Annotated in this window: 22 protein-coding genes and 1 riboswitch; of the genes, 8 read left to right on the top strand and 14 right to left on the bottom strand. The window is 41.9% G+C overall.

The window, feature by feature from the left end:
- The first annotated feature begins 281 nt into the window (after positions 1-281).
- Positions 282-470 (top strand): DUF3545 family protein, encoded by a 189-nt coding sequence (locus PSH41_RS09715; protein ID WP_004587992.1) that lies wholly within the window; start codon positions 282-284, stop codon positions 468-470.
- Positions 471-650: 180 nt separating this feature from the next.
- Here PSH41_RS09715 and ung read toward each other — a convergent pair whose 3' ends face one another.
- The 8 genes from ung to PSH41_RS09675 form a co-directional block, all read right to left on the bottom strand.
- Complete coding sequence (ung, locus tag PSH41_RS09710) at positions 651-1,313, bottom strand: uracil-DNA glycosylase (RefSeq protein ID WP_055254846.1); 663 nt, start codon at positions 1,311-1,313, stop codon at positions 651-653.
- Positions 1,310-2,170, bottom strand: coding sequence for a cobalamin-binding protein (locus PSH41_RS09705; protein WP_273588917.1), 861 nt, complete (start codon positions 2,168-2,170; stop codon positions 1,310-1,312). The genes ung and PSH41_RS09705 overlap by 4 nt, the downstream gene beginning before the upstream one ends.
- Positions 2,170-2,769 (bottom strand): cob(I)yrinic acid a,c-diamide adenosyltransferase, encoded by a 600-nt coding sequence (gene cobO, locus PSH41_RS09700; protein WP_273588916.1) that lies wholly within the window; start codon positions 2,767-2,769, stop codon positions 2,170-2,172. The genes PSH41_RS09705 and cobO overlap by 1 nt, the downstream gene beginning before the upstream one ends.
- A complete protein-coding gene (locus PSH41_RS09695; RefSeq protein WP_273588915.1) occupies positions 2,753-4,243 on the bottom strand; it encodes a cobyric acid synthase in 1,491 nt (496 codons plus the stop codon). Before PSH41_RS09695 ends, cobO begins: the two co-directional genes overlap by 17 nt.
- Positions 4,244-4,248: 5 nt before the next feature.
- Entirely contained in the window at positions 4,249-5,253 is a 1,005-nt protein-coding gene (locus tag PSH41_RS09690; protein ID WP_273588914.1) for a FecCD family ABC transporter permease, read from the bottom strand.
- 4 nt (positions 5,254-5,257) lie between these two features.
- Entirely contained in the window at positions 5,258-6,067 is an 810-nt protein-coding gene (locus PSH41_RS09685; protein WP_273588913.1) for an ABC transporter ATP-binding protein, read from the bottom strand.
- 68 nt (positions 6,068-6,135) lie between these two features.
- A riboswitch (cobalamin riboswitch) is annotated at positions 6,136-6,267 on the bottom strand.
- 98 nt (positions 6,268-6,365) lie between these two features.
- Positions 6,366-7,298 carry a porin gene (locus tag PSH41_RS09680; protein ID WP_273588912.1) on the bottom strand — a complete coding sequence of 311 codons (933 nt, stop codon included), beginning with the start codon at positions 7,296-7,298 and terminating at the stop codon, positions 6,366-6,368.
- A gap of 198 nt (positions 7,299-7,496) precedes the next feature.
- Positions 7,497-8,366, bottom strand: coding sequence for a LysR family transcriptional regulator (locus PSH41_RS09675; RefSeq protein ID WP_004587984.1), 870 nt, complete (start codon positions 8,364-8,366; stop codon positions 7,497-7,499).
- Positions 8,367-8,456: 90 nt separating this feature from the next.
- Between PSH41_RS09675 and PSH41_RS09670 the strand changes: the two genes are divergently transcribed.
- Positions 8,457-8,831, top strand: a complete 375-nt coding sequence (locus PSH41_RS09670) for a DUF413 domain-containing protein (protein WP_004587983.1) — start codon at positions 8,457-8,459, stop codon at positions 8,829-8,831.
- 87 nt (positions 8,832-8,918) lie between these two features.
- Complete coding sequence (locus PSH41_RS09665; protein ID WP_264390060.1) at positions 8,919-10,154, top strand: response regulator; 1,236 nt, start codon at positions 8,919-8,921, stop codon at positions 10,152-10,154.
- 52 nt (positions 10,155-10,206) lie between these two features.
- Here the strand turns inward: PSH41_RS09665 and rarD are convergent, their stop codons facing one another.
- Both rarD and PSH41_RS09655 read right to left on the bottom strand, forming a co-directional pair.
- Positions 10,207-11,124: an EamA family transporter RarD gene (rarD, locus tag PSH41_RS09660; protein ID WP_004587981.1), complete on the bottom strand. Its 918-nt coding sequence runs from the start codon at positions 11,122-11,124 to the stop codon at positions 10,207-10,209.
- Between the two features lie 130 nt (positions 11,125-11,254).
- Complete coding sequence (locus PSH41_RS09655; RefSeq protein ID WP_024031562.1) at positions 11,255-11,710, bottom strand: thioesterase family protein; 456 nt, start codon at positions 11,708-11,710, stop codon at positions 11,255-11,257.
- Positions 11,711-11,844: 134 nt separating this feature from the next.
- Between PSH41_RS09655 and recQ the strand changes: the two genes are divergently transcribed.
- From recQ to PSH41_RS09635, 4 genes are all read left to right on the top strand, one after another.
- On the top strand, positions 11,845-13,668 hold the full coding sequence (gene recQ, locus PSH41_RS09650) for a DNA helicase RecQ (protein WP_273588911.1): 1,824 nt from the start codon (positions 11,845-11,847) through the stop codon (positions 13,666-13,668).
- 7 nt (positions 13,669-13,675) lie between these two features.
- Positions 13,676-13,960 (top strand): DUF3630 family protein, encoded by a 285-nt coding sequence (locus PSH41_RS09645; protein ID WP_126005944.1) that lies wholly within the window; start codon positions 13,676-13,678, stop codon positions 13,958-13,960.
- A gap of 146 nt (positions 13,961-14,106) precedes the next feature.
- A complete protein-coding gene (locus PSH41_RS09640; RefSeq protein ID WP_273588910.1) occupies positions 14,107-15,816 on the top strand; it encodes a POTRA domain-containing protein in 1,710 nt (569 codons plus the stop codon).
- A 70-nt stretch (positions 15,817-15,886) separates the two neighbouring features.
- Positions 15,887-16,459 carry a mechanosensitive ion channel domain-containing protein gene (locus PSH41_RS09635; RefSeq protein WP_029772372.1) on the top strand — a complete coding sequence of 191 codons (573 nt, stop codon included), beginning with the start codon at positions 15,887-15,889 and terminating at the stop codon, positions 16,457-16,459.
- 74 nt (positions 16,460-16,533) lie between these two features.
- Here the strand turns inward: PSH41_RS09635 and PSH41_RS09630 are convergent, their stop codons facing one another.
- Genes PSH41_RS09630 through PSH41_RS09620 form a run of 3 tightly spaced genes read right to left on the bottom strand, consistent with a single transcriptional unit; the run spans position 16,534 to position 18,923 of the window.
- A complete protein-coding gene (locus PSH41_RS09630; RefSeq protein WP_024031557.1) occupies positions 16,534-17,592 on the bottom strand; it encodes a succinylglutamate desuccinylase/aspartoacylase family protein in 1,059 nt (352 codons plus the stop codon).
- On the bottom strand, positions 17,579-18,484 hold the full coding sequence (gene rimK / locus PSH41_RS09625; RefSeq protein WP_004587974.1) for a 30S ribosomal protein S6--L-glutamate ligase: 906 nt from the start codon (positions 18,482-18,484) through the stop codon (positions 17,579-17,581). The genes PSH41_RS09630 and rimK overlap by 14 nt, the downstream gene beginning before the upstream one ends.
- A 10-nt stretch (positions 18,485-18,494) precedes the next feature.
- Positions 18,495-18,923: an ATP-dependent zinc protease family protein gene (locus tag PSH41_RS09620; protein ID WP_248442692.1), complete on the bottom strand. Its 429-nt coding sequence runs from the start codon at positions 18,921-18,923 to the stop codon at positions 18,495-18,497.
- A gap of 278 nt (positions 18,924-19,201) precedes the next feature.
- Here PSH41_RS09620 and PSH41_RS09615 point away from each other — a divergent pair, with 278 nt between their 5' ends.
- Complete coding sequence (locus PSH41_RS09615; RefSeq protein WP_029772374.1) at positions 19,202-20,173, top strand: zinc transporter ZntB; 972 nt, start codon at positions 19,202-19,204, stop codon at positions 20,171-20,173.
- 54 nt (positions 20,174-20,227) lie between these two features.
- Here PSH41_RS09615 and PSH41_RS09610 read toward each other — a convergent pair whose 3' ends face one another.
- A complete protein-coding gene (locus PSH41_RS09610; RefSeq protein ID WP_273588909.1) occupies positions 20,228-21,403 on the bottom strand; it encodes a polysaccharide lyase family 7 protein in 1,176 nt (391 codons plus the stop codon).
- Positions 21,404-21,443: the final 40 nt, after the last annotated feature.

Genomic DNA, 21,443 nt, shown 5'->3' with positions numbered 1-21,443 from the left:
TGTATTAAACGCCGCACCTGCGGCGTTTTTTTATGCCCTTAATATAATCCGCACCGCTTTATACTAACCTGCCACAGCAAGCACAGCTAAATAGCTCACTTTTAATATTTTTTTCTTTATTTTTTCTATCTAAAAATAGCGCGGCTCAATAAAGCTAGTTAGTATTAAACTTCATCAATGAATCACATACTTGTAACAAATTCGTCACTTTTTTATTCTATTTTAGCTAGGCCTGTGGTATAGGTATTCTCGAGGTTCACTAAAATCAATAGGAGATAGTCATGGATAGCCTAAACGATATATTAGAGATATTAGAAGGTCCTGATACAACAAGAAAAACCTCTCAAAAGAATAAAAAAAGAAAGTGGCGCGAGATTGAGGCCATAAAAGACAAACAACGGTTACGTAAAGAACTACAGGAGTTAGACTTTTTTACAGACAGCATTGAAATTGATGAGCTAGATTTTTAATTTCAAACAAATTGCGCTCAATTAGGCAATTTATTTTGCGGCAGGAAAACCGTATCGATAGTAAAGCTAACGCCAGGTTTTACCCCTTCAAAATAATTGATAATTATTGCGCATGGGCATTAATACTCAATAACTAAGCAAAAGGCTTTCATAATACGAAAGCCTTTTTTAATATATCAATTAAACCTGCCAGTTAATGGGCGTATCGCCTTGGGCTTGTAACAATTCATTTGTTTGTGAAAAGTGCTTACAGCCAAAAAAACCACGATGCGCAGAAAGCGGCGATGGGTGCGGCCCTTTTAAAATATGATGGCGAGCGCTGTTAATATTTTTACCTTTTTTTTGCGCATGAGCGCCCCATAAAATAAACACCACTCCTTTGCAGTGTGCATTTATATGGGCTATCACGTTATCGGTAAATTGCTCCCACCCTAAATGTTTATGCGAGTGCGCTTGGCCTTGCTCAACCGTGAGTACTGTATTGAGTAAAAACACGCCCTGCTCTGCCCAGCTTTGTAAGTAGCCATGGTCTGGTATTTCAAAACCGGGAATATCCGTTGCCAATTCTTTGTACATATTTTTTAACGACGGCGGTAACTTTTTAACCTCTGGCAACACAGAAAAACATAAGCCATGGGCTTGGCCTTCTCCGTGGTATGGGTCTTGGCCTAAAATAACCACGCGAATATTGTTAAGGGCTGTCGCTTCAAAGGCGCTAAATACTTGCTCTTTGGGTGGGTACACAGCAACACCTTCGACACGGCGTTTTGCTACATAATCTAATGTTTGCTGCATATAAGGTTGCTGTAATTCATACTCTAAAAAGGCTGGCCAATCGCTCATTGTATACTCTTAATTTGTTTGCGTGATGCATCTATTTTATCACACATATTTGCCAGTCCATCTAGCATGCGCGGTGTAAAACGATGTAATAAATCGGCATTTACACGTATAAATTGGTTATGTTTTACAGCGGGGACTTCTGGCCATTTTTGCCAATTAATTTTCGGTTGCGGCTTATCGGCCTGTTCATCAGGAATAATAATAATCTGTGGTTTTTTAATCACCACGTTTTCAATACTTATTTGCGGGTAGTCGGTTGGGCTATGTGCAAATACATTGCTTACATGACATGTTTCAATAAGCTGGTTTATCCATGTATTTTCACTTACCGTCATCATTGGCTCTGGCCATAATTGATAAAAACCAGTTAATATTTTTTTGCTTTGCTGCTGCTTTTTAATATTTTTGAGCTTTGTAATAAATGCGTTTGCTACTTGCTTACTTTGCTCAATACGCCCTGTAAATTTTCCAAAAGCAATCAGCTCGTTTGCAACTTCTTCTATTTTTTTGGGAGCACTTAAATGTATTTTTATACCAAGGCGTTTAATTTGTTCTAAATCTTCACTTTGGTTACCGCTTTTCCAACCAATCACTAAATCGGGTTTTAGCGCTAATAATTTTTCAAGGGAAATACCATAGTAACCACCAATGCGTTCAATACTTTTAGCTTCATTTGGGTAATCAGCGTAATCAACAGTGCCAACAATATTACTTCCCGCACCTATAGCAAATAGGTTTTCTACTATATGCGGTGCAAGTGCTACAACGCGCAGTTTATCTGGCGCAGCTGTATCACGGGCCACGGCACTGCCCCCTGAACTCAATAACAGCAGTGCAGTAAAAAACGCTTTATACATTAGTAATCAAACCCTTCTAGTGCTTTTATACCCGAGTCGAAGGCGTGTTTAACATTGCGCACTTCGCTTACTGTATCGGCAAGGTCTGTTAACGTGCGGTGCGCTGCGCGACCTGTAATAATAACCGATTGCATGGGAGGGCGATTATTTAGCGCGTTTACTACCTCATCTAAATTAATATAACCGTAAGTCACCATGTAGGTAAGCTCATCAAGTAATACTAAATCAATACTGCTATCTGCAAGCATACGCTTTGACTCTTGCCATGTTGCTTGCGCGGCTGCGGTGTCGGCTTCTTTGTTTTGCGTATCCCATGTGAAACCGGTATTCATAACGGCAAATTCAACCCCTGCGCCTTGTAATAAGTTACGCTCTCCACACTCCCATGTGCCTTTAATGAACTGACAAACAGCGGCTTTTTTACCATGCCCTACGCAGCGAGCAACCACACCAAAGCCTGAGGTGGATTTACCTTTACCATTACCCGTAATTACCTGAAATATCCCTTTAACATCTTGTGCAGCAGCCACGCGTGCATCTACCTGCTCTTTTACTTTTTGTTGGCGCTGCTGGTGCTTATCGTTATTTGTATCCGTCATTATTATCTCCTTCATAAATCGATATAATGTGTTGTATGTTCAAATGCGCCTCGCACATAGTGGCCAAGCGCTCAAGTTGTTGCTCGCGGTGCGCTACAATACTCACAGGTTGTATGGTTGCATCGCTTTTTACCCACTTTAAAATTTGCAGTGTGGCAGCGGGTTCATCAAACAAGCCATGCAAATAAGTACCAGCAATGGCATTATCATCACTAATAAAGCCATCGTTTTCAAACCCATAAGGGTGCGCGTTAAACGTTAAAAATGGCTTATCAAGTGCTGCGCCTTCACTAATGCCGGCATGAATTTCGTAGCCGCTACACGGTGTTTGCAAATCATTTAACTGCATAGCCGCCGTTACTTTAGTGAGTACTTTTTGGGTGCTTAGAGTGGTATCAAAGTCACTTAATGCAAGGCCTTTAACACGATTTAATGACGATTCAACCCCCATCGGATCAGCAATGCTATTTCCCAACATTTGCATACCACCACAGATACCCAATACTTTGCCACCATAGCGTAAGTGCCGCTTTATTTGCGTATCCCAGCCTTCATTTTTTACAAAACTTAAATCACCCAGCACGTTTTTACTGCCGGGAATAATAATCAGATCAACCGGTGGGATCGCGTGTGTGTGGCGTACATAATTTATATTAATATTTGGGTGCAGCCGCAATGCATCAAAATCGGTATGGTTACTAATATGCGGCAATAAAAGCACGGCTATATTAATGGTGGCAGTCGTCACCGTGTTATCTATTGCTACAGCATCTTCGGCATCAAGTGCTAAATCATGCAAATAAGGCAGCACTCCAAGCACTGGTTTTTTTGTGTAGCGCTCAAGCCAATCTAGCCCACTTTGTAGCAAGCTTATATCGCCTCTAAAGCGGTTTATAACAAAGCCTTTTACGCGCGCTTGCTCGGATTCGCTTAATAGCGCAAGTGTGCCCACTAAATGCGCAAACACACCGCCTTTGTCTATATCGGCAATAATAATGACGGGGCAATCTACCGCTTCTGCGTAACCCATATTGGCAATGTCGTTCTCGCGTAGGTTTATTTCTGCGGGGCTGCCTGCGCCCTCAACCAATAATAAATCAAACTGCTTTGCTAGGCGTTTATGCGAGGCAAGCACTGCATCCATCGCAACCTGTTTATAGTTATGATACGCCCCTGCCTCCATATTACTAATGGCTTTTCCATGTATAATGACTTGTGCGCCCGTATCACTATTTGGTTTGAGCAATATGGGGTTAAAGTCGTTTTGAGGCTCTACTTTAGCGGCTATGGATTGCAAAGCTTGCGCACGGCCTATTTCGCCCCCCTCTTTTGTAACCGCGCTATTAAGCGCCATATTTTGCGGTTTAAAAGGCGCGACCTTTATACCTCGCTTTGCAAACACTCTGCAAAGCGCAGCGACTAAGGTGCTTTTTCCGGCATCCGACGTAGTGCCCTGAATCATTAAGGTTTTCATCAGCACTATGCCTTTGTTTTTCTAAAAAAGAGTAAGCTTAAAAAAAATACGCTACCCATAGCTGCTGTGATCACCCCTACAGGGAGCTCTTGATTTTTAAGTAATGAGCGCGAAAGCACGTCAACCCACACCATAAACGTGCCGCCCACTAAGCTGGTAATTAGTAAGCCAGCAGTACTGCCCTGAGATATAAAAAAGCGCACTATGTGCGGCACCATTAAACCTACAAAACCAATACCGCCACATAGGGCCACCAGCACGGCCGTTATTAACGAGCTCAATACCAGCATTAAAATTCTAAAACGGTGCACACGGACCCCAAGCGTTATCGCGCTTTCATCGCCAAGAAGCAGCGCATTTAACTGCCTTTTAAAGCTCAGCATAAAGCTAATACACACCACTATAACCACGCATGGCAACCATAACGTGGCCCATTGTGCGCGGGCAAAGCTGCCTAACGTCCAAAACAAAATACCAGCCACTGCTTGCGGGTCACTCCAATACAGCAATAAACTTGTAAATGCGCTAAATAAAAATGACAGCGCTACCCCCGCTAGCAACATAGACTCTACTTGCGACCTTTTTTGCCGCCCAGCAATAAGTATCAATAAGCCCATTGCTAAAAAGCTCCCTAATAAGGCAGCAGCCGATAACATAAACCCTGCACTAATACTCGCAACGGCCATAAGCAGTACTACCCCAAACGACGCGCCTGACGATATGCCAAATAAATACGGATCAGCGAGCGGGTTACGAGTAACCGTTTGTAAAATAAGCCCTGCAATAGCCAAACCTGCGCCCGCCATAAAGGCAAGTAAGGTACGAGGTAACCTAAGCTCATAAATAATACGCGCGTTAAACGAGCCCTCTCCTGCAGATAAAACCCCTGTGAGCACATCACTTAACGGCGTATCTGCGGCGCCAAAACTCAGTGCGCTAAAAAGGCTGCTCAGTGCAATTAACACGGCTGCTATAAATATTGTCCACTGGTTTATTTTTGTTATATCCATTTAATTAATAGCCATAAAAGTAAGTAATATGAGGAATAGTTTGGCCATTATCTGTGCGCTGAGGGTGGCTAGTTACGCGCGCACATACCCCAAAAACATCCGCTAGCATGTCCTCACTAAGTACCTGCTCAGGCGAACCTGTATGTGTTATTTTACCTTTATTAATAACCACCAGCTCATCGCACATAGCGGCTGCTAAATTTAAATCATGAAATGAGGCAAACACAGTGACCCCTAGCGATTTTGCCAGTTCCATCACTTGTATTTGATATTTAACATCTAAATGGCTAGTTGGCTCATCCATGATGAGTAATTGCGGTTGCTGCACTATAGCGCGGGCAATCAATGCACGTTGCTTTTCGCCCCCCGAAAGCGATTCAAAACTTTGCTTACACTGTTGCTCAAGCCCTACGGTTTTTATTGCCTGTGTAATTTTTTGTTTGTCGCTGTGGGTGGTGGCGCTAAATAATGACTTATGAGGTGTAAGCCCAAGGGCAACCACATCAAATAATGTTAGGTTAAATTGCGCAGGCGTTTCTTGTAGAACTACAGCAACATATTTTGCGTAGTCTTCACTTTTAAGCTGCCAAATATCCTGCTGATTAAAGGTAACGTTACCAGCGGTCGGTTTATTAAAGCGATACAAACAGCGCAGTAAGCTCGACTTACCCGCCCCATTTGGGCCAATTAACCCAATAAACTTACCCTTAGCTATGTGTAAATTAATATTGTTTAAAATGGCGTGATCATCGACTTCCCACGACACATTTTGAACGTTTAATAAGGGTGTATTTGGCGCTAATGTAGTTTGCAAAAGTGAGTCCTTGGAAAGCGTGCACTCACTAACACACAGCTAAAAGACTAGTGCATCAATAAAAATGAGTTTACCCGCTCGTTAAAAAAGTATACCAATCTAGAACTTCTCATGCTGATTGATATGTCTCATTTGTATCTGACTTAAAGCGTGGTGCTAATTACAGTTACGGGAATAGTTGAGGAATTTCACCCCATTCCAAATGAGGGTCTATTATGGGCGGGTAAGTAAATAATTTAAAGCAAAAAAAACCGCGCTCATTAGAGCGCGGTTAATAAAGGGAGTGTTTAAGCAACGCTTAAAACTTGTATTCCATACCTAGGCCAACGTAGTCTTGGTCAACATTGTTGTCCATATCAAAGCTTGAGTAAAAACCAAATACTTTAATGTTTTTATTAAACTTATGATCAACACCTACAGAAACTGCCGTTTTGTCGTCGCTGTCATCAAAGTCCATTGCTTGGTATTGCACTTTAAACGTGTTTTTGCCCATGCTGTAGGCTGCGTTTAATAAATAGCCGTCAGCTTCTGCGCTACCGTCTACTTTTTCTTGAGTTTGGTACATAGCGCCTAATTTAAAGCTCTCTACTTTACCTTGAATTGACGCACGCACTACATCGTAGCCATTTACTTCGCTATCGGCTGCAACCGAGGCGTATACCGCACTCTTTTTAAGTGCAGAGTCACCGTAGGTAACCGCCATTGAATAGCCGTTATCTGCATCTACGTCATCTTCGGCAACAAATGTAGCAAGTACTTTAAAGCCTTCGTAGCTTTTAGATGTATAAGTGATTGAATCACCTAGGCGGTTTTCACCTTTAAAGACATTTTTAATATCGCCTTCAAGGTCATTAAATAAATCTAACTTACCTTGCGATTGTTTAAGCGCTGTATCGTTACGACCCACAACAACTTGACCATATGCACCTTTTAAACCTACATACTGGTTACGTGCAGAAATATTGTCGTCGTTATCACCTTTAGAGTCAGCATCAGATACATCAACTTGAAACTCAAACTTATAAACCGCTTCTAATCCATCAGTAATCTTTTCAGACCCTTTTAGTCCAAAGCGAGATGCATTACTTTTAATTTCAGTGAAAGACCCTTCGCCATCATCAGACGATTGCACAGTAACATTCGCTTTACCGTATACATCAACCTCTGCAAACGCGCTAAAAGATAAACCACTTACTAGTGCAACACATAAGCTCGATTTTACAAAATTCATGTTATTTCCTCGATAATCACAAGACTAATTTTTAAAACAGCTGCAGTTTGTCACCGTTAAATGACAGATATATTACAAAGGAAACATTTTTGTCTTTTTATTTTAATAAAAGTGTCTAAATTCTGAAAACAAACCGACATGAATATTTAATAAACAAAATTGTACCTATTCAACCTCATTAAAAATCATAGTCGGTATTTAGTGTTCATCAACAGGCTGATAAGCATTTATTTTAGGTAATAAGTTAATCAGGGTTTCTATTAGCTCTTTTTGTTCGTTGTCTCTGTGGTAGGCCACAAAAATATCACGCGAAGTATGTTCTACGTCTTTTACATGAAACAGCTCACCCTTTTCTAGGTGAGATTCAACAAGTACCTCGGGGATAAACGCACTGCCGCCACACTGAAGAATTAAATCAAGGGCAATACGTCCCGTACTGGTTCTAAAATAAGGCGGCGTTTTACCGGTAAATTGGCGCGCATGCCATAGTGAAAACGTAGTACCCCAATCAACATATACATATTGGTTATCAAAAAAGTTCTCGTTAGTGGCCGTGTCATAGCCACTAACCGGAATAATTGGCAGCTCGCAAATTCGCTCAACCACAAGCTCGTCTACTTTAGGGGGGTCAAATAAAATGGCTAAATCAAGCGTACGCTCTAATAATAACCGCGTGCTTTCTTGTTGGGCTTTAACCTCTGCGACCAACGAGACCCCAGGCATAGCCGACACAATATTAGTAATGCCAAATTGTAAAAACGCATCCCATATATTAGGTGTACCCGCTAAACTTATTTGCTTGTGCATGTTATCGGCAAGTGCTACATCGACTTTGGCACGCTGCATGCCGGTGATGATCATTTTAGCGTGCGGAAGCAATCGCTCTCCTGGCGCCGTTAATTGAATATTGTTACGCTGGCGAATAAACAAGTTTACACCCAACCCCTGCTCTAATTGGCGAATTCGAAAGCTTACTGCCGATTGAGTGATATACAGGTTTTCGGCCGCTTTACCAAAGTGACGCGTGCGCACAACCTCTACAAATGTTTTTAATAAATCTATATCCAATTTTTTATCCTCACGATAAAAATAACTTGTTTAATAAATTGTCAAACTTGCATCATACTCCAGCAATAAACAGGGTATGAGGATACAGTTATGAGCAACGATATTTCACTACTTCGCCAAGCGTTTGTTAGCCAACGTCAATTTTATGATGATCAAAACTTTCCTCGCGGGTTTAGCCGCAGCGGAAACTTCACCTTATTAGAAGCCAGCATATTAGAGCAACACGGCGTTGTACTAAAAGGGCTTTATAATAAAACTTTAGCACCCCAAAATACGCTACAAGAGCAATTTGTTGACGTAGTTTGTGGCAGTAAAGAACCTACAAACCCAATCGAAAAAGCCTGGGTTAAATATTTAAAACTAACAACCTGTAAAACCAAGTTTCATACACTTTTTGGCCGTTCAAAAATGTCAGGGCCGGTACCAATAAGCCAAGACGATTATAGCGAATCAGATAGCGTATAAGCCTCTAAGATATTTGCTTTTTTGCGTTTTAACAGTTACAACTTGTATAAGCAAATACTTTTGCAAAATATCAAACAAGGTTGTTACGTGACGCGAAAAATACTCATAGTTGAAGATACGCCTACTATAGCGCGTGTGCAAAAGCATATCGCGCTTAAAGCAGGTTACGAAGTAGATATAGCCGAGTCTTTAGCGGCAACAAAAGAGCTAATAAAACACAATAGCTACTTTTGCGCTGTTGTTGATTTTATCCTTCCCGATGCTCCTGCCGGTGAGGCGATTCCGTATACTATTAATGCCGACATTCCCACCATAGTAATGACAGGCAACATAGATAAACAAACTCGCGACACGGTAGAAAAATACCCAATAATTGATTACATAATCAAAGAAAACAAACAGGCTTACCAATACCTAGAAAAACAACTAAGCCGTTTACCACGTAACGAGAACGTAAAAGTGTTGGTCGTCGACGACTCAACCTCTACCCGTAGATACATTTGCAGTTTACTAAAGCGCCATAAGTATCAAATACTCGAAGCAAAGGACGGCAAAGATGCGCTAGAGGTACTTGAAAGCCAAAAAGACGTGTCTGTTATTATTACCGATAACGAAATGCCAAACATGAATGGTGATGAGCTATGCGCCGAAATTCGCCGGCTTTACAGTAATGATGAAAAAGCCATTATCGGTATTTCAGGTGCTGACTCGTCAGCATTATCGAGCCTATTTTTAAAAAATGGTGCCAACGACTACCTCCATAAACCCTTTAACAGCGAAGAGTTTTACTGCCGACTAAGTCAAAACGTCGACATGCTTGAGCAAATCGCAACAATTAGACGCCAAGCAAATACTGACTACTTAACGAATCTGCCTAATCGACGCTACTTTTTTGAAGAGTCGAGCAAATCACTCAAGTATTTAAAAAAATCGAATCAAGATGGTGCACTCGCCATGCTTGATATAGACCATTTTAAATCGATTAACGATACATACGGTCACGATTCAGGCGATGAGGTTCTCAAAGGGTTGGCGGTGTGTTTTAAAAAGTACTTTGAAAAGCAGCTAGTCGCTCGCTTAGGCGGTGAAGAATTTGCCGTTTACTTTACTGATGCAACCACAGCGCAAGCGCTAAAACGCCTTGAAGGGTTTAGGCAATTTATAGAGCTTAATAGCCAAGAGTTTAGCCAAGAAAAAATTAAATTTACAATTTCTATTGGTTTTGCAAGCGGCCCTATTTACCAAATAGATGAGTTACTTAAACAGGCCGATTTAAAGCTGTATGATGCAAAAGAAACCGGCCGTAATAAAGTAATAAGCTAAACCTTAACGCTGCTTTATAGCAACTTGCTTAAACTATTATTGCGCATAGGTATTAAACTTCGGCGGCGGTAACAGCCGCTTTTTTACGCTTACGCGATTGATGATAAGAGTCCCAGGTAAATATAGCCAGCGCACTCCAAATACAGGCAAAGGTAATCACCCGCTCTGCATCAAATACTTCATCGTAAAACACCACAGCAAGCATAAACATTAAACTTGGCCCTATGTACTGAAAAAAGCCCAATGTTGTGTACTGCAAACGCTTGGCCGCTCCGGTAAAGCAAAGCAGCGGCAACGTAGTAATAATACCGGCACTAATTAACAGCGCATTGGTATGCCAATCGTTTAGGGCTAAATCGGAAGTAGGCGTTGGTGCCATTACCCACCAGTAAATTAATGCAACAGGCAGTAAAATTAGGGCTTCGAGTAAAATGCCTGGCAGCGCTTCAACTGGTAACTTTTTACGCAGTAAGCCATAAATAGCAAAAGACGTGGCAAGCGAAAACGCCACCACCGGAAACGAGCCAAAACTGACCAATTGCAATACTACGCCCGCAAAGGCTAAAAATACTGCAAACCCTTGTAACTTTCGCAGCCGCTCGCCTAAAAATAGCATGCCCAACAGTACATTAAGTAATGGGTTTATGTAATACCCTAAACTGGCATCGAGCATATGGTTATTATTAACCGCCCAAATAAACAGCCCCCAATTAAAGCCCAATATAGAAGAGGTAAGTACTAACATTAAAATAATTTTTGGCTGGGCAACTATGCGCTTAACCTTATCCCAGTATTTAAGCACACTGACCACAAGCACTAAAAAAACCACAGACCAGACAACACGGTGAGTTAAAATTTCAAAAGCAGAAACATGCTGTATTTGTTTGAAATAAATAGGCGCTAAGCCCCACATTAAAAAAGCTAAACAGGCAAAAATACCGCCTTTACGCTGCTCGTTTGCAATCGACATACATACTACTTATTCATACTAAAAGGCCGACAGTTTATACCAATTCGCGCTATTAAGTGATTTATTTTGCGGTAACTAAAGCTCAGCGCAAGGCAAAGCTTTTTATTTTAGCCGTACGTAATTAGCAGCTTTAACCTACTAAATACGTACCTGTACCAAAGGCGATTTGGATTGCCTTTTCATTGTGTAGCTCCATTCTACATACACACACTTTATTACCAGAGCGGATCAAAGTAGCACTGGCTGTAAATGCTTCCCCTTTGCCAGGGCGCAAATAATCTGTGCGCAAATCAATAGTGCCTAAGGTAGCCAGCTTTTGCTGTACGCTAGGGATATCGAGGTCGGTTAATTTATCAATAACACTGGCTGCTGCAAGCATGCCGCCCACATTATCGAGCACCGCCGATATAATACCGCCATGAAGAATTTTTTGTGCAGGATTGCCTATAAATACATCCTGCCAAGGAAAGGTAATTTTAGCTTGCTCAGGGCTGAGCGACTCTACCGAGATATTTAAAAACTGATTAAATGGCATGCCATTTACAAACAATGCGCCAACTTGTTCAATTAACATTTCTTTATTCATTATTATTCTCTATGTTTAAATTAACACTGGTACGATGAGTTAAGCATACCTGAAGCAAAACCACGAGGCACTAATTAAATCATTTACCTCTAAGCTAAAGACATCCTATTAAAAAAACACTAAAATAGCCGCCGATGAATACTCTACCCCCTACACCTAGCACATTGGTCCGCAAGCCCGACACGGTTCTTAAACAAGTGTTTGGCTACAGCGAGTTTCGTGATGGCCAAAAAGCGGTGATCGACGCGGCCATTAATGGCCAAGACTCTTTGGTACTTCTGCCTACAGGCGGCGGTAAATCAGTGTGTTACCAAGTACCAGCGTTAGTGCTCGAAGGGGTTACTGTGGTAATTTCACCGCTTATCTCGCTCATGCAAGACCAAGTAACGCAACTGCAAGCATTAGGTGTTAAAGCCGCTTACATTAATAATAGCCTGGCTCGCGAAGAGCAACAATTAGTGTACCAACAATTGCACCAAGGGCTAATAAAATTACTGTATGTTGCCCCTGAAAAAGTGCTTCAGCATGAATTTACTGAGCGACTCAGCCACTTAAATATCAGCTTATTTGCAATTGACGAAGCACATTGTGTATCGCATTGGGGGCATGACTTTAGACCTCATTACTTTAGATTAAATGAGCTTAAGCAGCGCTTTTCCCATGTACCTATGATGGCACTGACCGCCACGGCCGATAAAGCGACCCGCTTTGATATAGTTGAGCAATTAAAATTACAACAGCCCTATATACATACCGGCAGCTTCGACAGACCGAATATTCGTTACACCATCGAAGAAAAGTTCAAGCCCATGGCGCAACTACTGCGCTATTTAAAAGAGCAAAAAAATCAAAGTGGCATTATTTACTGCACTAGCCGTAAACGCGTTGATGACATTGCCGAAAAACTCGCTGATGCAGGTTTAAATGCCGCCGCGTACCATGCCGGCATGAGCAACGAGCAACGCCAATTTGTGCAAACCGGATTTGCCCGTGACGACATTCAAATAGTCGTTGCGACCGTTGCCTTTGGTATGGGCATAAATAAACCAAATGTGCGTTTTGTTCTGCATTACGATATTCCAAAAAGTATTGAAGCCTACTATCAAGAAACTGGCCGCGCTGGGCGTGATGGCTTAGCCGCAGAAGCCATTATGTATTTTGATCCCGCCGATATAGGCCGCGTTAGGCGCTTTTTTGAAGACATAGACGATGAACAACGCCGCCGCGTAGAAGAACAACGCTTTAATGCCATGGCCAGCTTTGCCGAGGCGCAAACATGCCGCCGGCAAATACTATTAAACTACTTTAGCGAGTATAAACGCGAGCAATGTGGCAACTGTGATATTTGCATTAACCCACCAAAAAGCTTTGATGGCACATTAGTAGCGCAACAAGCGCTTTCGTGTGTGTACCGAGCTGGGCAGCGTTTTGGCTTAGGCTATATTGTAGAATTATTACGCGGTGCTAATACCAGCCGCATACGCGACAACAACCACCACGAACTCAGCACCTATGGCATAGGCAAAGACAAAAGCAGTGAATTTTGGCTCAGTATATTACGCCAACTTATACACCAAGGCTTGTTAAGCCAAGATATTACCCAAGGTGCCTCGCTGCGCTTAACCGAAGCAGCACGCGCAGTGCTTAAAAGTGAATACGCTCTACAGCTTGCCGAGCCGCGCTTACAAGCTAAACACGTATACCAAGATAAACTGGCGCAGTTTAACTACGATAAAAAACTATTTGCCCGCTTACGGGCTCTGCGTAAAGAACTCGCTGATGCCGACGATGTACCGCCGTACGTTGTATTTAACGATAAAACCTTAGCCGAAATGGCGCAATTAATGCCCACCAACGACAGCGAATTTTTAAAGGTGTCGGGCGTTGGCTTTACCAAACTCAATAAATATGGCGGCGAATTTTTAACGGCCATTCGTAATTACCTTGCTAGCAATTAAGTAAACTATGACCCAAATTGAATACAATCACGCCCATAAATGCATTGTTATAAGCCCGGTAGAAGCCCCACACGATGAAGACTTTGAGCTGTGGAGCACGCTGTTTTTACACGCCGATGAAATAACAATTATTGACTACGCAGGGGGTGCTGACCGTCATCAATTGCGCTTTAGCTATCAACAGCAAACCTTTAATTTAAATTTTGAACACTACAGCGAAAGTATTTGGATTAATGGCGAAGGCCAAGAAGCCGAGCATTTATTAGCAGCCCTTGCTTTTTACTTAGGCTAAAACGCCTCGCATATGCACTAATTAACAAAGGTGCATAACGGTAACAATTAATTAGTTTCAAAATCCATACCTTTTACTTACATTGTAATAACAATGATGTAAGCTGATATTACGACTCATATTTGCAGTAGTATTGAAGAGGTTGAATGGTGAATAGAAAATGGATTGCACACTGTTGTATAAGCTTAGCCCTTGTAAGCTTTAGTGCGCCTAAGGCCTTTGCACAACAACCACCCAATAAAACTAACACCTGCTCCGCTGTGCAAACTCACTCAGACAAAAGCAATAATTTACGCCGTGAGGTTGAAGATAAAACCACACTGATTAATAGTCGCAGCGACGCCCAAATAACCTCAATTACCCTTAAACAACTTAACGTTTTTAATACCGAGCTGGAGGAGGAAAATAACGCGCTTTTTCGTTTTGCCAACCGCGCGCATATTCAAACCGAGCCAGACGTTATTAGTAATATTTTGTTATTTAAACAAGGCGATAATTACAATGCCAGAAAACTCGCTGAGTCAGAGCGTTTATTACGCCAACAAAACTATTTATATGATGCGCAAATAAGCGCGGTTGAAAACTGCGACGGCAACGTAGATGTAACGGTGGTAACTCGCGATTTATGGACTTTACTACCCGAAATAAGCTTTAGCCGCAGCGGTGGCGAAAATAAATCGAGTATTGGCTTTCGCGAATCCAATTTACTGGGTTGGGGCAAGCGCTTGTCGTTTTCACGCACCACCGACAGCGATCGTAATGGTTATTTATTTGTTTATGACGATCCTAATATATTATCTAGCCGGTATCGCGGGCGCTTAGAGTATGCCGACAACAGTGACGGAAAACGCCACTTATTAGAGCTAACCTATCCGTTTTACGCCATAGATACACCTTATAGCTATGGTATTAAAAGCTTTTCTGAACAGCGAGAAGAGTCGTTGTATCGCCGTGGTGATGAATACAGTGAGTTTGATCAAACAACCGATTTTTTTAGCGCTTTTTTAGGCCACTCTAAAGCATTATCTGATAGCTGGACACAGCGCTTAACGCTTGGCTATGTAAACCAAGAAGACAGCTTTGCAGAAATAGAAACAACCTTTGCTCCCTTGGCCAGAAACAGGCAACTAAGTTACCCCTATGTGAGTGGTCATTGGTTTGAAGACAGTTATATAAAAGTGCGTAATTTTGACAGTATTTCGCGCACCGAAGATTTAAATTTAGGGTGGAATATTAAAGCCCTATTAGGCTACTCAGATGAATCACTAAGTAATGATGACAGCAGAGCCGTGTATTCGTTAAAAGCTAAAAAAGCACACTTTACTACCGACAGAACGCTGTGGCGTTTTAGTGCTCAAGTGGATGGTTATTGGAATAAAGAGCAAAAACAACTAGAAAACTTTTTAGCCACCAGCGAAGTGCAGTACTACTTAAATACCAGCGAAAACCAATCCTGGTTTGTTAAAGCCCGTGCTCAGTATGCTAAAAACCTAACCGCCGATAAGCAGCTAACACTTGGCGGCGAAACGGGCCTTCGTGGCTATCCTATGGATTACCAGCACGGCGACCGTAGCTTTTTAGTCAGCCTAGAAAAACGCTATTACTGGGAGTACGATTTACTGCAGCTATTTAAAGTCGGTGCAGCGGGCTTTGTTGATGTTGGCCGCGCTTGGTTTAACGATGAAGACAACGGCGAAAACGATCATGTTTTAAAAAATGTTGGTGTGGGTTTGCGTTTAGCACCTAGCAGAGCAAACTCTGGCACCATGATCCACCTTGATATTGCCGCCCCGCTTGATAGCTACGACGATGTTGATTCGGTGCAGTGGCTCGTGAGTGTTAAAAACACCTTTTAAATAGCGAGCAATAAACGAAAGCGTTACACTAGCGCTTTAAATTTTCCTAAAAACAGTACGGGATCACACTTTGGAGTTGTTTGCGCTTTTAGAGCTAATGGGTACGCAATATAAATTGATTGTTACCCTTATGGCCATTTTACTTTTTCCTCTTTTATTAAAAGTCACTAAAAAGTTGCTCGAAAAAGCCATAAAAGGAAAAGTAGATGTTCATCGTAAATTTAGAGCTGAGCTGTTATTAAAAATAATACTCGCGTTTGTAGTGCTGTGCTTAGTGCTTATATTTTGGGGTATAGAGCTGCGCGGGCTATTAGTTTTGGGCTCATCATTATTTGCTATGCTCGGGGTCGCTTTATTTGCCGCTTGGTCGCTGCTTAGTAACCTTACCGCTTTTTTACTCATGTTTATTCAAAATGGTTTTCATGTGGGAAATTGGGTGCGTATTGTTGATGGCGCAAACCATATAGAAGGGCGCATTGTCGAATTAGGTTTAATGAACGTGCTACTTGAGCATGTGGATGGGCACCGAGTTGTTTACCCTAATAACCTGTTTGTGACACGCCCGGTTATGGTATTAAATAAAGAACCTAAGCCTACAAAGGCACCGGTAATAAAACGGATTATTGGCCCTAAAAAGACATAGTTTTAAAAGTCATATCCGCAAAAAAGCCGCAGTAAGGCAAACCTCACTGCGGCTTTTTACTAGCTAACATAATGCTAATTATTTAGCTCAGCTGTTTTAAGCTCTTCATCTAAATCATTTATTTCGTCAATAAAATGCTCTAATTGCTGCTCTACTAAGCTGTTATCATTTGCAAAGTAAGCAAGGTGGAATACCGCATCCCCTTCGTTTACTAGTGGCATAGTTTGCTGGCCTATCACAATACCGCCCTTAGGCGCTAAAAGCTCAAGCTCGGCATCACCTAATGGGCTACTTATGTACGCCAGCACTTGGCCTTTTTCTACGTGTTCACCTAGCGATACTTGCGCACGCACAATGCCATCTACCTCAGCGCGTATCCAACTTGTAGACCCTGCAATAATAGGATCGGGCAGTTTTTTAGGACGCTTGCCGCGGATCATTTTTAAATGCCGCATCACATAATCCACACCCTGCACACCTGCTGCAATGGCAATAGGGTCAAAGCGTAGGGCTTCACCGGCTTCGTAAGTAATAACCGGTATACCTAAATTGGCGGCTTCACTACGTAATGAGCCATTACGAAGGGATGCATTTATGACCGCTGGCGTACCAAATGCTTTGGCCATATCAGCGGTTGCTTCATCATCTAAGTTAGCACGTATTTGCGGTAAGTTAGTTCGGTGAATAGCCCCCGTATGTAAATCAATAATGTGGGTACAATGTACCGCCACCTGATTAAAAAACATATGTGCCATACGCCCCGCTAGCGATCCACGCTCAGAGCCCGGAAAGCTGCGGTTCATATCACGTCTATCGGGTAAATAACGTGATTTATGAATAAAGCCAAACACATTAACAATCGGCACAGCAATTATGGTTCCGCGCAGTTGGCTTGCATCTATTTTAGAGAGCAGCTGGCGAACAACTTCTACACCATTTAGCTCATCACCATGAATAGCGGCACACACCATCAGCACTGGGCCTTCCATTACACCATTAACCACCTCAATAGGAATATTGAGCGGTGAATGGGTGTAAAGTTTAGCAGCCTCTAAGGCAAGGGTTTTACGCTCGCCCACGCCTACACTTTCACCTAGTAAGGTAAAAGGACGATTAATTTTAACCTTTGCCACGGGTTGCGGTTCCTTTAATAGCAGCATTTTTTTCGATGAAATCAATCACCATACCGGCAATATCTTTACCTGTTGCCACTTCAATCCCTTCAAGGCCTGGAGAAGAGTTTACTTCCATTACCAACGGCCCACGAGATGAGCGAAGTAAATCAACGCCCGCTACATTTAAGCCCATTGCTTTTGCTGCAGCAACGGCGGTTTTACGCTCTTCTGGGGTAATGCGTACCAATGTAGCGCTACCACCACGGTGAAGGTTTGAGCGAAACTCGCCTTCTTGCGCTTGGCGCTTCATGGCCGCTATTACTTTATCGCCAAGTACAAAACAACGAATGTCGGCTCCGCCGGCTTCTTTAATGTATTCTTGAACCATAATATTGGCTTTTAAACCCATAAACGCTTCAATAACACTTTCAGCCGCTTTACGTGTTTCAGCAAGTACAACACCAATGCCTTGTGTGCCTTCAAGTAATTTAATAACAACCGGAGCACCGCCTACCATTTCTAGTAAATCTTTAACGTCATCTGGTTTGCTGGCAAAACCGGTTACCGGCATGCCTACCCCTTTACGTGATAACAGCTGAAGTGAGCGTAATTTATCGCGCGAACGAGAAATAGCCACCGATTCGTTAACAGGATAAACCCCCATCATTTCGAACTGACGTAAAACAGAGCAACCATAAAACGTCACCGATGCACCAATACGCGGAACAATGGCGTCAAAATCTTTTAAATTTTCACCACGGTAGTGAATTTCTGGCTGCTCTGAGTTTATATTCATATAGCAACGAAGCGCATCAATCACCTTTACCTCATGACCGCGTGCCTCTGCCGCTTCAATTAAGCGACGCGTTGAATATAAATTTCTGTTGCGAGATAAAATACCAATTTTCATAGTTAAAACCTTAACTATCTAATAAATGAGATAAAGCCGGATCAACGACTATACGATTTTCCATGGCTGTACGCCCTAGTAACATTCTAAACTTCATTGTTGCTCTACTCGTTAAAGTAACTTCTATTGGCCAGCTGTGCTGCCCTGCATGCAATGTTGTTTCTATAAAGTAGCGCAACTCTTTTTGCCCACTAGAGCTGGTTACGGCCTTAATTTTTTTAACCTTTGCTTTGCAAGTAATGCGTGTTTGCTCATCGTCTTGCAAAGGCTGGGCTATAAATTTCACCCACTTTTCACCGTCTTCTTCGTACTCTTCAATGTTAATTGCATGAATACATGAAGTGCGGGCGCCAGTATCAACTTTTGCTTTTATCTTTTCGATGCCAAGCTCGGGTAAACTTAACCACTCACGCCAACCAACAGTTAACTTTGCTGTCATAAATGTGCCCTTAATAAAAAAGTGACTTATACGCTACGGCGCAAAAAACACCAGCGAAATAAATTTATCTAGTCGATGAGTAAATTAAATTGATCTTTTATAGGAACTAATCACACAATGCGCGCCTTGCTGTTTAGTGCCTTATTTAGCAATTAAAGCCTGCATATAGGTTTTACCTTAACGCTAACTTATTAAAAGTTAAGGTAAGTTTGTAAAGCACTATGCAGATACACTATAGTTAACTGTATTAAAAATACACTATTATATGAGTTTAAAATATGATTAATGGTTTACTGCATGCACTGGTGCTTGATGAAAAAGGCGGCGCGCACGCCATAGAAAACACCCGCGATTTAAATAACTGGCACCCTAGCCAAGGTAAACTGTGGATACATATGGACTACAGCCAAAGCGAGGCAGTAACGTGGCTTAAAAGCCAGGCTCACCTTACCGACTTTGAGCTTGATTCGCTTATTGCTGATGAAACTCGCCCTCGCTTAACACCTAGTACCAATGGCCATATGCTGTTTTTGCGTGGTGTAAATTTAAACCCAGCGCAAAGCCCTGAGGACATGGTGTCAATTCGTTTATTTATTAGCGAATCTGTGGTTATCACAACGCGCAAACGTCGCTTACTTTCGATTCAAGATATATTAGCAGAGCTTAATGCTGGCCACGGCCCATGCTCAATATCAGAGTTGGTCGGCTCTATTACGCAAAAACTGACATCACGCATGCAAAGTGTCATTGATACGCTTGATGAAACCCTGGATGAATTTGAAGAAGAAATAGACGAGCCAAGTAAAAAGTTTGATAACCAAGGTTTATCTCAACTACGCCGTCAAACTATTGCCTTAAAGCGTTACTTAAAACCGCAAAAAGAAGCGTTGAGTTTAATGGTAAATAACCATTACCCCTGGCTTTTAGATGAAGATAAAGCAAAGCTAAACGAAACCACTAACTTACTTATTCGTTATTTAGAAGAGCTAGATAGCGCCATAGAGCGTGCGCAAATTATTCAGCAAACCATTACTAACCAGGTGTCTGAGCAATTAAATCAACGCATGTATGTAATGTCGGTTGTGGCTGCGCTTTTTTTACCACTGGGCTTTTTAACGGGCCTTTTAGGGGTAAATGTAGGTGGCATACCTGGTACCGAAAACCCTTATGCATTTAGTGCATTTGTGATTTTTTTAATTGTGCTTACTGGCGGTATTGGCGTGTACTTTAAAAATAAAAAATGGTTATAAAATAAAGTTTTTTTATTATGGCCACTCAATTGAGTGGCCATAATAAGTCACTAATTAATTAGTTTCGCGCGTATAACTCACATTGGTCATCGTCACTTTTGACTCTGTAATGCCTAAATCCTCAAAACAGTTTTTAAACGAGTTAGAGTTTCCGGCCTCACCACATTTATCTAATGTGTATGGGTCTTGCGATTGCAGGTAGTTACCAAACTTAAAGTATGACTGCGAATCATCCTCTACCGGTATACCGAACGAGTTACCGAATGCCGTAACCTCTACATCGCCGTAGTTATTAACTACCCGCAAGTTAAATGTCTCACCGCTGGTCATTGTACCCAAAGCAAATTTTTCTTCATTACCGCTGGTATTACGTAAACGTACGTACACATCAAAAATTCCGTTGTTCGCTACGCTATCATTAAAGCCCGATTCATCAGTATCCGACACATACACTTTAGATATAGTCCCGGTATCGCTAGCATGGTGCTGCGATATAATTGTTTTTCCGCCATCAGACATCTCAACTTTTACCGTAGCTTCGAACACTTCATAGGTTTGAGTCATAGCAACGCGTAAACTTTCTTTAACCTTATACTCATGACGCCAGCCATTACCATTAGGCGTAATATGTTGTGCCTCTAACGGCACAAACACTAAGGTGCTATCGTCAACGAGAGGATTTGGGTTATCACCTTCTAAATCAAAAATGCTACCACTGGTTATGCTGCTAGGAATTGTTGAACCATTTGAGTTATCGCTGCCGCTATCTGAGCCACCATCATTACTGCCGCTGCCCTCAACCAAGGCAAAATTATCAAACCTTACATCGCTGGTGTTGTTGTAATGTTTAGCAAAAACCTGAAGTGAATTGGTGTTTGCTGAGGTAAATGTTTTTGTTACTTTAGTCCACGAAGAAACATTAAAGGTTTGGTTTTTAAATAAACCATTTAAATCGTTTACACCAATTTGCCCTTTACCCAGCACATAAGCACTTAGGGTGTATTCAGTGTTAGGCTGTATATCTACCACTTGATAAACCCGTGCTGGACTGCCCTGAATTTTTAACGATTTTGAGCCACTGTAAGCATCTGAAGAAATAGCGGCTGGGTCGGTTTCGTTCCAGTTACTAAAGCCACTTTCAAAGCCTGCATTATTAATTGTTGCAGCATGAGATAGCGCTGAACTTGTCGCAATTGCGCTGTAAAAAAACAGTTTTTTATGGTTAATCATTATCTTTATTCCTTTAAACCTGAATATAAAAATAACCTAA

The sequence above is a fragment of the Pseudoalteromonas sp. CST2 genome (genome assembly GCF_028599385.1).
GTDB classification, from domain to species: domain Bacteria; phylum Pseudomonadota; class Gammaproteobacteria; order Enterobacterales; family Alteromonadaceae; genus Pseudoalteromonas; species Pseudoalteromonas atlantica.
This window is presented reverse-complemented; position numbering and strand designations above follow the sequence as displayed.